The 14,491-nt window shown below is 72.2% G+C and carries 14 protein-coding genes; 5 read left to right on the top strand and 9 right to left on the bottom strand.

Annotated features, from left to right (window positions below):
• The first annotated feature begins 104 nt into the window (after window positions 1-104).
• The 3 genes from ACX80P_RS02730 to ACX80P_RS02740 are packed head-to-tail and all read left to right on the top strand — an operon-like array spanning window position 105 to window position 2,078.
• Window positions 105-740, top strand: a complete 636-nt coding sequence (locus ACX80P_RS02730; RefSeq protein ID WP_459276486.1) for a biotin transporter BioY — start codon at window positions 105-107, stop codon at window positions 738-740.
• Window positions 733-1,425 carry an energy-coupling factor ABC transporter ATP-binding protein gene (locus tag ACX80P_RS02735; protein WP_459276487.1) on the top strand — a complete coding sequence of 231 codons (693 nt, stop codon included), beginning with the start codon at window positions 733-735 and terminating at the stop codon, window positions 1,423-1,425. The genes ACX80P_RS02730 and ACX80P_RS02735 overlap by 8 nt, the downstream gene beginning before the upstream one ends.
• Window positions 1,422-2,078 (top strand): energy-coupling factor transporter transmembrane component T family protein, encoded by a 657-nt coding sequence (locus ACX80P_RS02740; RefSeq protein ID WP_459276488.1) that lies wholly within the window; start codon window positions 1,422-1,424, stop codon window positions 2,076-2,078. The genes ACX80P_RS02735 and ACX80P_RS02740 overlap by 4 nt, the downstream gene beginning before the upstream one ends.
• Here ACX80P_RS02740 and ACX80P_RS02745 read toward each other — a convergent pair.
• From ACX80P_RS02745 to ACX80P_RS02785, 9 genes are all read right to left on the bottom strand, one after another.
• Window positions 2,068-4,530, bottom strand: a complete 2,463-nt coding sequence (locus tag ACX80P_RS02745; protein ID WP_459276489.1) for an HAD-IC family P-type ATPase — start codon at window positions 4,528-4,530, stop codon at window positions 2,068-2,070. The two genes, ACX80P_RS02740 and ACX80P_RS02745, sit on opposite strands and share 11 nt — an antisense overlap.
• A gap of 39 nt (window positions 4,531-4,569) precedes the next feature.
• Window positions 4,570-6,213 (bottom strand): ABC transporter permease, encoded by a 1,644-nt coding sequence (locus ACX80P_RS02750; protein WP_459276490.1) that lies wholly within the window; start codon window positions 6,211-6,213, stop codon window positions 4,570-4,572.
• The gene (locus tag ACX80P_RS02755) at window positions 6,213-7,154 is read right to left on the bottom strand and encodes an ABC transporter ATP-binding protein (protein ID WP_459276491.1); all 942 of its coding nucleotides are present in this window, start codon (window positions 7,152-7,154) and stop codon (window positions 6,213-6,215) included. Before ACX80P_RS02755 ends, ACX80P_RS02750 begins: the two co-directional genes overlap by 1 nt.
• 163 nt (window positions 7,155-7,317) lie before the next feature.
• Window positions 7,318-7,647, bottom strand: coding sequence for a metal-sulfur cluster assembly factor (locus ACX80P_RS02760; protein WP_104120512.1), 330 nt, complete (start codon window positions 7,645-7,647; stop codon window positions 7,318-7,320).
• A gap of 64 nt (window positions 7,648-7,711) precedes the next feature.
• A complete protein-coding gene (gene sufC / locus ACX80P_RS02765; protein WP_459276492.1) occupies window positions 7,712-8,479 on the bottom strand; it encodes a Fe-S cluster assembly ATPase SufC in 768 nt (255 codons plus the stop codon).
• Window positions 8,480-8,544: 65 nt separating this feature from the next.
• Complete coding sequence (locus ACX80P_RS02770) at window positions 8,545-8,904, bottom strand: non-heme iron oxygenase ferredoxin subunit (protein ID WP_459276493.1); 360 nt, start codon at window positions 8,902-8,904, stop codon at window positions 8,545-8,547.
• Window positions 8,904-10,241, bottom strand: coding sequence for a Fe-S cluster assembly protein SufD (gene sufD, locus ACX80P_RS02775; RefSeq protein WP_459276494.1), 1,338 nt, complete (start codon window positions 10,239-10,241; stop codon window positions 8,904-8,906). Before sufD ends, ACX80P_RS02770 begins: the two co-directional genes overlap by 1 nt.
• 2 nt (window positions 10,242-10,243) lie before the next feature.
• Window positions 10,244-11,716 (bottom strand): Fe-S cluster assembly protein SufB, encoded by a 1,473-nt coding sequence (sufB, locus tag ACX80P_RS02780; RefSeq protein ID WP_459276495.1) that lies wholly within the window; start codon window positions 11,714-11,716, stop codon window positions 10,244-10,246.
• Entirely contained in the window at window positions 11,716-12,531 is an 816-nt protein-coding gene (locus ACX80P_RS02785) for a helix-turn-helix transcriptional regulator (RefSeq protein WP_459276786.1), read from the bottom strand. The genes sufB and ACX80P_RS02785 overlap by 1 nt, the downstream gene beginning before the upstream one ends.
• 191 nt (window positions 12,532-12,722) lie before the next feature.
• On the opposite strand from ACX80P_RS02785, the gene ACX80P_RS02790 reads away from it, so the two are divergent.
• Window positions 12,723-13,673 (top strand): ABC transporter ATP-binding protein, encoded by a 951-nt coding sequence (locus tag ACX80P_RS02790; RefSeq protein ID WP_459276496.1) that lies wholly within the window; start codon window positions 12,723-12,725, stop codon window positions 13,671-13,673.
• Window positions 13,670-14,488 carry an ABC transporter permease gene (locus ACX80P_RS02795; protein WP_459276497.1) on the top strand — a complete coding sequence of 273 codons (819 nt, stop codon included), beginning with the start codon at window positions 13,670-13,672 and terminating at the stop codon, window positions 14,486-14,488. The genes ACX80P_RS02790 and ACX80P_RS02795 overlap by 4 nt, the downstream gene beginning before the upstream one ends.
• Window positions 14,489-14,491 lie beyond the last annotated feature (3 nt).

Raw genomic sequence — 14,491 nt, forward strand, 5'->3', positions numbered from 1 at the left:
GGTGACCGGCGCTAGTCTCGGTACAGAAGCAGCTACGGCTGGAGGAAGTCGACAAATCATCGGAGCAGCCGGTGCGACTCCGGCCCGGTGAAGGAGCGCGTGCCATGCAGCCAGCCGAGACCGCCGACCAGGTCCGCAGCCGTCCGTCGTCCGGGCGGTCGCCCCGAGATCGGTGGGATGCCACCGATCTCTCGCTGGTCGCGGTCTTCGCCGCCCTCATCGCCGCCCTAGCAATCGTACCCGGTATCCCGGTGGGCCCGCTCGGCGTGCCGATCACGCTCCAGACCCTCGGTGTCATGCTCGCGGGGATCGTGCTCGGGCCGGCGCGAGGGCCAGCCGCCGTCCTGCTCTACCTGGTCGCCGGACTGATCGGCCTGCCGGTCTTCAGCGGGTTCAGCGGGGGCTTCGGTGTGCTGGCCGGCCCGTCCGCCGGGTACCTCCTGGCCTTCCCCCTCGCGGCGTTCGTCGCCGGGCTCCTCGCCGTCGCCGTCCTGCGTCGGCAGCGGTTCCGCGCCCCCCTCCTCTTCCTCGCGTGCCTCGCGGCGAGCCTGCTGACCATCCACCCGCTCGGCATCGCGGGGCTCGTCGTCAACGCGGGGCTCCCCCTGCGGGATGCGGTCGTCACCGACGCCGCCTACCTGCCGGGTGACGTGCTGAAGAACATCCTGGCCGCGGTCATCGCCGTGTCGGTGCACCGCGCCTTCCCCCGGCTCCTCGCCGGGCGCGTTCCCCGTGATTGAGTTCACGGGTGCGCAGGTGCGCGTGGACGGCGGGCGCACCATCCTCGAGGCGGCGCTGACCCTGCGGGAACGTCGGGTCTCGGTGATCGGCGCCAACGGCTCCGGCAAGTCGACCCTGCTGCGCCTCGTCAACGGCCTGCTCCTCCCGTCCAGCGGTTCGGTCGCCGTCCTCGGCCGGGACACCCGGACGGCGGGGCGGGCGGTCCGCCGTGACGTGGGCTTCGTGTTCACCGATCCCCTCTCGCAGCTCGTCATGCCGACGGGTCGTGAGGACGTGGAGCTGTCCCTGCGCGCCCGGGGGCTCCCCTCCGCCGAGCGCCGTCGGCAGGCCGTGGAGGTCCTGCAGCGTTTCGGCGTGGACCACCTGGCCGACCGCAGCATCTACGACCTGTCGGGCGGCGAACGGCAGATCCTGGCGCTCGCCGTCGTGCTCGCGGTGGAACCGCGGATCCTCGTCGCCGACGAACCGACCACCCTCCTGGACCTGCGCAACGACGCCCGGGTACGGGCCCTCATCGCCGGCCTGGAGCAGCAGGTGGTCTTCACGACGCACAACCTGGAGTTCGCGCTCGAGGCCGACAGGACGCTCGTCGTCGACGCCGGGGCCGTGGTCTTCGACGGGGCGCCCGCCGACGCCGTGGCACACTACCGCCGCCTGGCCGCCCAGCCCGTGCACGGCGCATGAGGGGCTTCGGCAGCACGATCGGCCTGTACGAACCCGGCCGCGGGTTCCTGTACCGCACGCCGCTCCCGGTCAAGGCCGCGGCGTCCCTCGCCTGCGCGGCCGCGGTCCTCGCCGGGCGGTCGCCGTCCGTCACCGGCGCCGCACTGGTCCTGACCCTCGGCGCCCTGGTGCTCGGAGCACGCCGCTCCCCCGCGCGTATCCTCCGGATGCTCCTGCCGGCGGCGCCCGTCCTCGGCGTCCTCGCCCTCTACCAGGGGTTCCTGCAGGGCTGGTCCACGGCGTTCGGTGTGGTGGGCGGGATCGTCGCCTGCCTGCTCGCGGCGCGTGCCGTGACGCTGACGACGCCCCTGCAGGACCTGCTCGACGGCGTCGTCCGGCTGGCCCGCCCCTTCCGTGTCCTCGGCGCGCAGCCGGAGCGCTTCGCCCTCTCCCTGTCCCTCATGCTGCGCAGCATCCCCTACCTGGCGGGACTGTTCGTCGACGTCCGCGAGGCCGCGAAGGCGCGCGGGCTGGAACGGAACCCCCGGGTGGCCGTGACCCCGCTCGTGATCGGCGCCGTCGCCTACGCGCACCGGACGGGCGAGGCGCTCGCGGCGCGGGGCCTCGGGGACCACGGCGGCGGGGAGCCCGCGCCGGAGGAGGTCAGGTCCTGATCCTGCGGTGCACGAGCTCGAGCACCACGCTCGCGACGACGGCCGCACCGACGGCGACGAGCACCAGCTCCACCGGGGGCAGCGCGAGCCCGAGGAAGGCCCGGGCGGGGGGCAGCGCCAGGATGAGGGGCAGGCCGGCGTAGGCGCCGACGACGACGCCCGCCGTGGTCCTGGTGAACGGCCGGGCGAGCACGACGAGCACCCAGAGGGCGCTCAGCGTCAGCGTGATGACCGCGAGGGTCTGGATCTCCTCGACGGGGGCGCGCGTCCACGTCCGCGCGTAGGTGACGACGCCGAGCACCGCGAGCGCCACCACGACGCCTGACGGCACGCACCACCGGGTCACGCGCCGGAGGAACCCGGGGCTGTACCGCCGCGTGTTCGGCAGGAGTCCGAGCACGAGGGCCGGGAGCCCGATGGTGAGCCCGTCGACGACGGACAGCTGCCGGGGCAGGAACGGGAAGGGCCACAGCAGCACCCCGAAGACCAGGGCCAGCAGGACCGCGTACACGGTCTTCGAGAGGAACAGCTTCGCGAGCCGTTCGACGTTCGCGATCACCTGCCGGCCCTCCGCCACGATGCCCGGGAGCTGCGCGAAGCCGCCGTCGAGCAGCACGAGGTTCGCGACGGCGCGCGCCGCCGGTGCACCCGACCCCATGGCGATGCCGAGGTCCGCATGCTTGAGGGCCAGGGCGTCGTTGATGCCGTCCCCCGTCATGGCCACGGTGTGCCCGAGCGACTGCAGCGCGAGCACCATCGCCTTCTTCTGGTCCGGCGCGACCCGGCCGAAGACGCTCTCGGTCCGGAGGACCTCGGCGAGGGCCTCCGGCTCGTCCGGGAGCCCACGGGCGTCCACGCCCTGCAGCTCGCCGGGCAACTGCACTTCCCGGGCGACCGCGAGAACGGTGCCGGGGTCGTCGCCGGAGATGACGACCACCCGGACCCCCTGCTCGCCGAAGTAGCGGATCGTCTCCGCTGCGTCGGGGCGGACGCGCTCCCGCAGCACGGCCAGCGCGACGGGTCGCAGCCCGTCCGGCAGGGCCGGTATCGTCCCGGTCGATGGCAGCGGCCGGGGCGAGTGCGCGAGGACCAGGGTCCTGGTCCCGGAGGCCGCGATCGCTGCCGCCCGCGCGACGGTGGCGTCGCCCGGGGCGGCCGCGCCCAGCACCACGTCCGCGCCGCCGAGGATCCAGGAACCGCGCAGGCTGCCCGTGCTGAAGCAGGCGCCGCTCCACCGGTGGCGGCTGGAGAACGCCACCGTCGCATCCGGAGAGGCCCGCCCCGCCCGGGCGCCGGGGACCCCGGCGCCGATGGCCAGCGCCGTCGCGTTCGCCGCCGGGTCGGTCGCGAACCAGGCGAGCGCCTGCTGCCACCCGGGGGGCGCGCCGTCCACCGGTTCCAGCCGGTCGAGGGCGAAGGAGCCCTCGGTGAGCGTCCCGGTCTTGTCGACGCACAGGACGTCCACGCGGGCCAGTCCCTCCACGGCCGCGAGCTCGCGGATCAGGACCCGCCGCCGGGCCAGCCGCGCGGCGCCCACGGCGAGGGCCACGGAGGTCATGAACACCAGGCCGGCCGGCACCATCGCGTTGATGCCGGCGACAGCGGTGATGGTCGCGTCCCGCCACGCCCCGTTCGCCAGCGCCGCGGACCATCCGCCGGCCGCCTGCATCTGGCTGTTGACCACGATCACCGAGAGCGGGACCAGGCCGAGGGAGATCCAGTGGATGACCCGGCCGATCGAGCGGCGCAGCTCACTGTCGACGAGCGCGAACTGCCGTGCCTCCGCGGTGATCCGCGCCGCGTAGGAATCGGCTCCCACGCCGGTGACCCGTGCCAGCCCCGCACCGGCGACGATCGTCGACCCGCTCATCAGTCCACGCCCGACGTTCACGGCCACGGGCACCGCTTCGCCGGTGAGGAGTGATTCGTCGACCTCCAGGGCGTGGGACTCGATGATCTCGGCGTCGGCCGGCACCTGCTCCCCCGGACGGAGCACGAGCAGGTCGTCGAGGACGACGTCGGCGACGACGCACTCGGTGTCGACGCCGTCGCGGCGCACGAGGGCCCGCGGGGTGCTGAGGACGGCCAGGCGTACGAGGGCGCGCTTGGCCGCGAACTCCTGCACCACCCCGATCAGCGTGTTCGCGACGACGAAGAACCCGAACAGGGCATCCTGCCATGATCCGAGGAGCACGAGGGCGAGGAAGCAGGCGCCGACGACCGCGTTGAAGAGGGTGAGCACGTTGGCCTGCAGGATGCTGAGGAAGGAACGCCCGGTGGAGTCGGGGGTGGTGTTGACGAGACCCCGACTCGTCCGGTCGAGGACCTCGGCCGCGCTCAGCCCCGGCGCCCCGCCCTCCGCGGCCCCGCCCTCCGCGGCCCCGCCCTCCGCGGCCCTGCCCGCGCCGTCGGGCCGTGCGACGGGTGCCCAGCCGGTATGGTCAGCAGGCATCGGCCCGGAGGGTGTCGCGCTGCGCCTGGATCCGGGGGGTCACGACGGGCCCGGTCCCCAGCGGAACCGCCGGACCGCCAGCGCTCCGGCGGCGGCGGTCCACACGGCCGGCACGAGGATGTTCAGCCAGGGCACCCGGCTCCCCTCCCACGCCGCGGCCAACCCGTTCTGCAGGTGCTTGAGCGGGAACAGCGAGCCGACGGTGCCCATCCACTCCGGACCGTCGTTCAGGAACACGTCCGAGAAGAAGGAGAGGAGGAAGAGGACGGCGAGCCCGACGGCGCCGACCGCCCTGGCGCTGGGCACGAGCGTCGTCAGCAGGAAGCCGCAGGCTGCGAGGCACAGGGAGCCGAGCAGGAGGACCACCAGGCTGAGCAGCAGCCCGACCGGACCGATCCTGAGGCCGTACACAACCGCTCCCAGCACGAGGATCGCGGCGAGGATGACCACGGTGAGCATGAACCCTGCCGCGGTCCGTCCCGCCAGATAGGCCACGACCGGCAGCGGCGTCCCCCGCAGGCGCTTGAGCAGGCCGGCGTCCCGGGCGCGGGCCACCCCCTCGGCGAGGTTCATGAAGAGGGCGACGCCCGCACCCCAGGTGACCATGCCGGCGCCGATCACCAGCGCCGCGGGACGGCCGTCGGCCAGGGTGTCACCGGGCTGCACGGCGACCAGGAGGAGGAAGAGACCAACGGGCATGACGACCGAGAAGAACACGTCGCCCGGCCGGCGGGCCGTGCTTCGGAGCGCCGCCCCGGCCTGGCCCGCGAGGAGGGCGGGCGCGGACGGCCGTCCGACGTCGACGGCGACCAGCCCCGGGGACGCGGCGGCGTCGGGCGGCGACGGCAGGTCCCGGGCCGGCCGGCGTCGGGCGGATACCGGCCCGGGGCGGTAGCGGTCCCATCGGAAGGCGCGGAGGCTCACCAGCGTGCCGGCGACGAGCCACGCCGCGATGACCGCGAGCGCGGGCAGGTCCCAGCCGTTCCCGGGCAGGAAGGGGTTGAACTGGTCCTGGAGGGAGCTGGCGTAGGGCTTCAGCGGGAACACGGACGCGACGGCGTCGAGCCAGGCGGGCAGGCTCGCTCCGACGACGAACAGCCCCGAGATGAAGGAGAGCACCACGGCCGCGCCGATGGACGCCGCCTCGGCGAGCGAGGCGGTCCGGCTCAGCGACCCGATCGCGAGGCCGACGGCCGAGAACGCCGCCGTACCGAGGATCAGCGTGCCGATCGTGGCGAGGAGCGTCTCGGGGCGCAGGCGGACGTCGTACAGGAGGACGCTCAGCAGGACCGTCACCACGAGGGACCCGAGCGCGTACAGCAGGGCCGCGCCGACCCGGCCGACGATGTAGCCCCAGGCGGGGAGGGGCGTCCCGCGCAGGCGCTTGAGCACGCCGCTCTCCCGGGCCTCCGCCACCGGGATCGCGACGGCCGGCAGGGTCGCGAAGAAGGTGCCCATCGCGATGGCCGTCGGCGCCGCGAACTGCATGATCCGCACACCGTCCCGGCCGACGGCGTCGTTGCCGGCGAGCACGCCGAGCAGGAAGAGCCAGAGCAGCGGCAGGACGAAGGTGAAGACGAGCACCACCTGTGTCCGCCAGAGCGCGACGACGGCGTGCACGAACTGGTTCCGGGCCATCAGGGCGGCGCCCGGTCCGCCGGCCCGCTCGTGGGCCGCGAGCATCACGCCCGCCCCGGGCGTGCGGAGGCGTCCTCCTGCTCCGCGGCGGACGCCGGGCCGACGAGCGCCAGGTACGCGTCCTCGAGCGACGTCCGGCGGACCTCGAGCGCGGGGAGTTCGATGCGGCGTCCGAGTGCCCAGCCGGAGAGGGCGTGCAGCACCGCCGCGGGGTGCGTCGTGGACAGCGTCCAGCCTGCGCCGTCGGGGACGGGCGTCCCGCCGAGGTCGGGGAGGCTCGTCACCGGGCTCCCTTCCGGCAGCCGGAAGGCGACCACGACGCTGCGCTGCCCGGCCGTGAGTTCCGCCGGTGTCCCGAGCGCCACGATGCGGCCCGCGACCATCACGGCCACGCGGTCGGCGAGGTGCTCCGCCTCGTCGAGGTAGTGCGTGGTCAGCAGGACGGTCTTCCCCAGGTCCCGCAGTCCCTCCACCAGCCCCCAGGCCTGGTGCCTCGCGGAGGGGTCGAAGCCGGTGGTGGGTTCGTCGAGGAAGAGCATCTCGGGGTCCCCGACCAGGCCGAGGGCGAGATCGAGCCGGCGACGCTGGCCGCCGGAGAGGGTCTTCACCCGGGCGTCCCGTTTGGCGGAGAGCCCCACCTGGTCGATCAGGGCGTCGGTCGCCAGTCGGCGGGGGTAGAGCCCGCGCTGAAGGTCCACGAGTTCCGCGACGGTGAAGTCGTCCTCGAAACCGGCCTCCTGCAGCACGATCCCGATGCGCTCCAGGTACGCACGGGCGTGCGTGGACGGGTCGCAGCCCAGCACCGACACCGTGCCGGAGTCCGCTCGCCGGTGTCCCTCGAGGATCTCGACCGTCGTCGTCTTGCCGGCGCCGTTCGGCCCGAGGAGGGCGAACACCTCCCCCGCCTCCACGGTGAAGGACACCCCGTCCACCACCACGAGGTCGCCGTAGGACTTCCGGAGCTCCCGGACCTCCACTGCCGCCATCCTGTGTCCCTCCGGTCGGTCGCCTGCGACCAAGGGTAGGGCTGCCGCCCCCTCGCGGATCAGGGCCGAAGGTCACGGCTCGGCCCTGGACGACGACGGGAGGGCGGTCCCAGCCGATGCTGGAACCGCCCTCCCGTCCTGCTGCCGTCTGCCGGGGTGCCGGTCAGATGTTGAAGCCGAGGGCCCGCATCTGGTCGCGGCCGTCCTCGGTGATCTTCTCGGGACCCCATGGCGGCATCCACACCCAGTTCAGGCGCCACTCGTCCACCACGCCGTCGAGCGCCTGGCCCACCTGCTCCTCGAGCACGTCGGTCAGCGGGCACGCAGCGGTGGTGAGGGTCATGTCGATCAGGAGGGCCCCGTCCTCCGCGTACTTCAGGCCGTACAGGAGACCGAGGTCGACGATGTTCACGCCGAGCTCCGGGTCGATCACGTCCCGCAGCGCTTCCTCGATGTCATCCAGCGCCGTCTGCGCCTGCTGCACATCACTCATCGAACTCTTCCTCTCAGGCTGGTGTTCTGCTCCCGGCGCGGCACGCGCCGGGTGGTCCGTGGTGCTACGCCTCGACCGCGACCTGGGCCGTGAACCGATCGTAGCCCTCTTCCTCGAGCCGGTCCGCGAGTTCCGGCCCGCCCTGTTCGGCGATCCGGCCGGCGACGAACACGTGGACGAAGTCCGGCTTGATGTAGCGCAGGATCCGCGTGTAGTGGGTGATGAGCAGGGTCCCCATCTCGCCCTTGGCGTGCTCGCGGTTGACGCCCTCGGAGACCACCTTCAGGGCGTCGACGTCGAGGCCGGAGTCGGTCTCGTCGAGGATCGCGAACCGGGGGCGGAAGAGTTCGAGCTGGAGGATCTCCACGCGCTTCTTCTCGCCGCCGGAGAAGCCCTCGTTGACGTTGCGCTGGGCGAAGTCGGCGTCGATGCGCAGCTGGGCCATGGCCGTCTTGACGTCCTTGGTCCAGTGGCGCAGGCTCGGGGCCTCGCCGTCGAGGGCCGTCTTGGCGGTCCGCAGGAAGTTCGTCATCGTGACGCCGGGCACCTCGACGGGGTACTGCATGGCGAGGAAGAGGCCGGCGCGGGCGCGCTCGTCGACGCTCATCGACAGCACGTCCTCACCGTCGAGGGTGATCGAGCCGCTGTCGACCGTGTAGCGGGGGTGGCCGGCGATGGTCGACGCGAGGGTCGACTTTCCGGACCCGTTGGGTCCCATGATCGCGTGGGTCTCACCGGTGTTGATCGTCAGCGTGACCCCCTTGAGGATGGGGATGTTCCCCTGATCGGTGTCGATGCTGACGTGCAGGTCCTTGATTTCAAGTGTGGACATCGTGTTCTTCTTCTCCTTCGCCTGGCTGTGCAGGTGGTGTGCAGACGTGGGTGCGCGGCGGGCCGCTAGCCGAATTGGGGGGCCGGAGCCCCGTTGGTGACCGTCGAGACGTCGACGTAGACGTCGCCGTCGCTGATCTCCAGCGCGAAGACCGGGACGGGTTCGTACGCCGGGAGCTGCAGCGGGGCGCCGCTGCGCAGGTCGAACTGGGACCCGTGGCCCCAGCACTCGATGGCGCACCCCTCGACGTCGCCCTCGGACAGCGAGATGTCCGCGTGGGAGCACGTGTCGCCGAGCGCGTGGATCTCGCCGTCGGAGTCGCGGACGATCACCACGGGGTAGTCGTCGATGAGGACGCGCAGCGCCTGCTTGACCTGGATGTCGTCGACGCTGCAGATCAGCTCGCCGCGGGGTGCGCCGGCCATCAGAGGTTGCCTGCCGCGAGTTCGCGTTCGACCGACTCCGAGAGCCGCTCCTCGAGCGCGGGGACCCTGATCTGCTGGATGACCTCGGTGAGGAACCCGCGCACCACGAGGCGGCGTGCCGCCTTCTCGGGGATGCCGCGTGCCATCAGGTAGAAGAGGTGCTCGTCGTCGAACCGGCCGGTGGCGCTGGCGTGGCCGGCGCCCTCGATGAGGCCCGTCTCGATCTCGAGGTTGGGCACCGAGTCGGAGCGCGCGCCGTCCGTGAGGATCAGGTTGCGGTTGGTCTCGTAGGTGTCGGTGCCCTCGGCGGCCTTACGGATGAGGACGTCGCCGACCCAGACGGTGTGCGCGTCCTGGCCCTGCAGCGCGCCCTTGTAGGTGACGCGGGACTTGCAGTTGGGGACGGCGTGGTCCACCAGGAGCCGCTGCTCGAGGTGCTGGCCGGCGTCGGCGAAGTACAAACCGTACATCTCGACCTCGGCGCCGGGGGCGGTGAAGATCGACGACGGCGTGAGGCGCACGAGGTCGCCGCCGAGGCTGACGACGACGTGCTTGTAGCGGGCGTCCCGGCCCACCTTCGCCTGCTGGGAGGACACGTGGACGGCGTCGTCGTCCCATTCCTGGACGCTGACGACGGTGAGCTCCGCGCCGTCGCCCACCATGATCTCCACGTTCTGGGCGAGCGTGACGGACCCGGTGTGGTCCAGGACCACGACGGCCTTGGAGAAGGCCTCGGCGCGGATGAGGAGGTGCTGGGCGGCGGCCGCGGGCGAGGTGCCCGTGACGCTGACCATCACCTCGCCGTCGGCCACCGTCTCCCGCGGGATGGTGATGACCGTGGCCTGGGCGAAGGCGTTCCAGGCGGCGGCGGACACGCGGTCCTCCGGTGTCGCGGCAGAACCGAGGCGGGCGTCGTCGCGGGACACCGTCTCCACGGTCACGTTGCCGGCACCGCTGACGGCGACGGCCGGGGCCGGGCCGGTCAGGGCGTCCGTGTGGAGGCCGCGCAGGCGCTTGAGCGGTGTGAACCGCCAGTCCTCCTCGAGGCCGGTCAGGGCGGGGAAGTCGGCGAGGTCGAAGGACCGGCGACGCTCCCCGCGTGAAGCCTCGGGGACCACGGGCGCGTTACCGTGGCTGTGCTTCTTGACACCGAGCTGCTCGACCCCGTCGTCTCCGCCGGGCAGGCTCTCGCCCTCCTCGGTGAAGCCCTCGATGACGGCGCGGGTGTCCACGGTGCCGGAGGGAGCACCGATACGTGCCTTGTCGGCAGCACGTCCGAGTTCGGTCCGCTCTCCCTCGGAGGTGGTGTCGGGTGAAATCTGGGTGGTGTCAGCCATTCCTAGCCCACGGCCCCTTCCATCTGCAGTTCGATCAGCCGGTTCAGTTCGAGCGCGTACTCCATGGGCAGTTCCCGCGCGATCGGCTCGATGAAGCCGCGCACGATCATCGCCATGGCCTCGTCCTCGGGGAGCCCGCGGGACATGAGGTAGAACAGCTGCTCCTCGCTGACCCGCGACACGGTGGCCTCGTGGCCCATGGTGACGTCGTCCTCGCGGATGTCCACGTACGGGTAGGTGTCCGAGCGTGAGATCGTGTCCACCAGCAGCGCGTCGCAGCGCACCGTGTTGGCCGAGTGCTTCGCGCCGTCCCGCACCTGGACGAGCCCGCGGTAGGCGGCACGACCGCCGCCGCGCGCCACGGACTTCGAGATGATCGAGGACTTGGTGTTGGGGGCGATGTGCACCATCTTCGACCCGGTGTCCTGGTGCTGCCCCTCGCCCGCGAAGGCGATGGAGAGCGTCTCGCCCTTGGCATGCTCGCCCACGAGGTACACGGCAGGGTACTTCATGGTGACCTTGGAGCCGATGTTGCCGTCGATCCACTCCATGGTGGCGCCCTCGTGGGCGATGGCCCGCTTGGTCACCAGGTTGTACACGTTGTTGGACCAGTTCTGGATGGTGGTGTAGCGGACGCGGGCGCCCTTCTTCACCACGATCTCGACGACGGCCGAGTGCAGGGAGTCGGAGGTGTAGATCGGGGCGGTGCAGCCCTCGATGTAGTGCACGTAGGAGTCCTCGTCCGCGATGATCAGCGTCCGCTCGAACTGGCCCATGTTCTCCGTATTGATGCGGAAGTAGGCCTGGAGGGGGATCTCGACGTGGACGCCCTTGGGCACGTAGACGAAGGAGCCGCCCGACCACACGGCGGTGTTCAGCGACGCGAACTTGTTGTCGCCCACGGGGATGATCGTCCCGAAGTACTCCTTGAAGATCTCCGGGTGCTCCCGCAGCGCGGTGTCGGTGTCGAGGAAGATGACGCCCTGGCGTTCGAGGTCCTCGCGGAGCTGGTGGTAGACCACCTCGGACTCGTACTGGGCCGCGACGCCGGAGACCAGGCGCGCGCGCTCGGCCTCGGGGATGCCGAGCTTCTCGTACGTGTTCCGGATGTCCTCGGGGAGGTCCTCCCACGTGTTCGCCTGCTTCTCGGTGGAGCGCACGAAGTACTTGATGTTGTCGAAGTCGATGCCGGAGAGGTCTGCGCCCCAGGCGGGCATGGGCTTGCGGTCGAAGTACTTGAGGCCCTTCAGGCGGAGATCGAGCATCCATTCGGGCTCGTTCTTCTTCGCGGAGATGTCGCGGACGACGTCCTCACTGAGGCCGCGGCGCGCGTTGTCGCTCGCCTCGTTCTTGTCCGCCCACCCGTACTGGTAGGTCCCGATGCCCTCGAGCTCGGGGTTCTTCTCGAGGATGTCACTGATCACCGACTCCGGCACTGCCGATGCAGCTGGCTTACGGTCTACTTGATCCGTCATCACGGCCTTCCTTGCTGATGGATGGATAACGTTGCTGGGGTACTGGGCGGAACGGTGTCCGTGCCCGCCTGCGCGGCTCCGGACGTGCCGGGGCCGATCGGCGCGGCCGCCGTCGTCCGTCCCAGGGGGATGTGGGTGGTGCAGACGTGCCCGCCGCCGGCGAGGGTGGAGAGCCGACGGACGTCGACGCCGAGGAGCCGGGCGAAGACGCCGGTCTCCTGGCCGCAGAACGCGGGGAACGCCGAGGCCAGTCCCTGGATGGGGCAGTGCCCCTGGCACAGCTGCACGCTGAGCATGACCGGGCGGGCGGCGGACGGTACGGCGCTCGGTCCGTCCGCGGGCGGGAGGCCGACCGTCTTGGTGGAGCCCACGAAGCCGTCGGCGCTCAGGGCGCCGGCGAGGGCGTGGGCACGGGCCGCGAGATCGGGGCCCGCCGCCTCGACGATGGGGCGGTAGCGCTCCTCCATGCCGGCGAACCGGGTGCGGGCGAAGTCCTCGATGGCTTCCGGGCCCGCCACCTCACCGAGCTGCGTGAGTGCGGCGACGGCGATGTCCAGGTAGTCGTTGCCCATCCTGGACTGGCCGCGACGGCTGAGGACGTAGCGCCGGGCCGGCCGACCCGCGCCGTTGGCGGACCCGCGCACGCGCTTGACCTCGATGAGTCCGTCCGAGGAGAGGGCATCGAGGTGGCGCCGCATGGCGGCGGGCGTGAACCCGAGGCGGTTGCCGAGTTCCGCGGCGCTGACCGGGCCGCGCTCGAGGACGGCAGCCAGGACGCGGTCCCGCGTCCGCTCGTCGGGATCGGGGAACACGATCTGCGCGGTGCGGTCGTCAGGGGCGGCGGTCGCCGGGACGGCGGTGCGGGCTGGTGCGGTCACGGTCCATTCCCTCCGTCGGCGACAAAATACACAACATAAGCATGACCTAATGTATTCCGCCCCACCACTTAGGCGAGGCTACCCATCGGGGCCGTCGTCCCGCCTACTACCTGCCGTAGAATAATCGGGTGCCGATATCTTCCCCCGCCCTCGAGATCGACGACCTGGTCAAGGACTTCGGTCCGGTCGGCGCCCTCGACGGCCGGATGGTCCGCGTGCTCGACGGCGTCAGCCTGCGGGCCACGCACGGCGCCGTCACCGTCCTGCTGGGAGCCAACGGTGCCGGCAAGACGACGACCCTCGAATGCGCCCAGGGCCTCCAGCGCGCCGACGGCGGCCGGGTCCGCCTCCTCGGGGAGGATCCGTCGCGGGCGACCCCGCACCTGCGGGCGCGCGTGGGGGTGATGCTGCAGGACGGCGGTCTCCCGCCGTCGGTGCGCCCGCTGGCGCTCCTGCGGCACGTCGCCTCCATGTACGCCGACCCTCTGCCGGTCGACGACCTGGCGGGGCGCCTCGGGCTCGACGAGTTCGGGGCCGTCTCCATCCGGAGGCTCTCCGGCGGGCAGAAGCAGCGCCTCGCCCTCGCGTGCGCCCTGGTGGGGCGCCCGGAGGTGGTCTTCCTGGACGAGCCGAGCGCCGGCCTGGATCCGCAGTCCCGCACCATCGTGTTCGACCTCGTCCGGGAGCTCCGCGCCGACGGCCTGGCCGTCATCCTCACCACGCACCTGCTCGACGACGCGCAGCGGCTCGCCGACTACGTCTACATCCTCGAGGGCGGCCGCACGGTCGCCGAGGGGACCGTCGCCGAGCTCACCGCGGACACCGACCCGGACGGCACGCGGGAACTCCGCTTCGAGACGGTACCCGGCCTGTCCTTCCCACCCGATCTCCTCCCCCACCTGCACCAGCGCGAGACGGAGCCCGGACAGTACGTCCTCCGCGGCCCGGTCACGGCGGACGACGTCGCCCGGCTGGCGCGATGGTGGGACGCGTGCGGCGTGATGCCCACGGCCATCTCCATGGCACCGCGCTCGCTCGAGGACGTCTTCCTCGACATCTCAGGACGGAGCATCCGATGACCGCGCCACCCCCCGCCGGCGCAGTCCCGACGGTCCCGCCGACCGGTGGCACTGCGGCGTCGCTGCCGGTCGGCGGGACCGCGGCGTCGCTGCCCACCCGCGTGCTGCGCCACGGCGCCTACGAGGCGCTGGCCATGCTCCGGAACGGCGAGCAGCTCGTCCTCGCGATCGTGCTGCCCCTCCTGGCGCTCACAGCACTGGTCATCACCCCACTGCTCGACGCCTACGGGCCGCACCGCATCGACATCGCCGCTCCCGGCGTCCTGGCCCTCTGCACGATGTCCACCGCCTTCACGGGCCAGGGCATCGCGACGGGCTTCGACCGCCGCTACGGCGTGCTGCGCTTCCTGTCCACCACGCCGCTGGGGCGGTCGGGCCTGATCCTCGGGAAGGCCCTCGCGGTCGCCGTCGTCCTCGCCGTCCAGCTCGTCGTGATCGGCGGCGCCGCCGCCCTCATGGGGTGGACGCCGGCACCCGCGGGCATCCTGCCCGCAGCCCTGCTGCTGCTCGTCGGGTCGGCCGCGTTCACCGCGCTCGGCCTCCTCGTGGCCGGCACCCTCCGCCCCGAGGCCACCCTGGCGGTCACCAACCTCGTGTGGATCCTGCTCGCGGCCGCGGGCGGCGTGATCATCCCGGCGACGAGCCTGCCCGCCCCCGCCGAACCGTTCGTCTCCGTCCTCCCGTCCGCCGCCCTCGGCGATGGGCTCCGGAGCGCCCTCGTGGACGGCGTCCTCGACCCCATCGCGTGCCTGGTGCTCCTCGCCTGGGCCGCCCTCGCCGGGCTGGCGGCCATCCGCTGGTTCAAATGGAGCTGACAG

This window comes from Arthrobacter arabinosi (assembly GCF_054511115.1).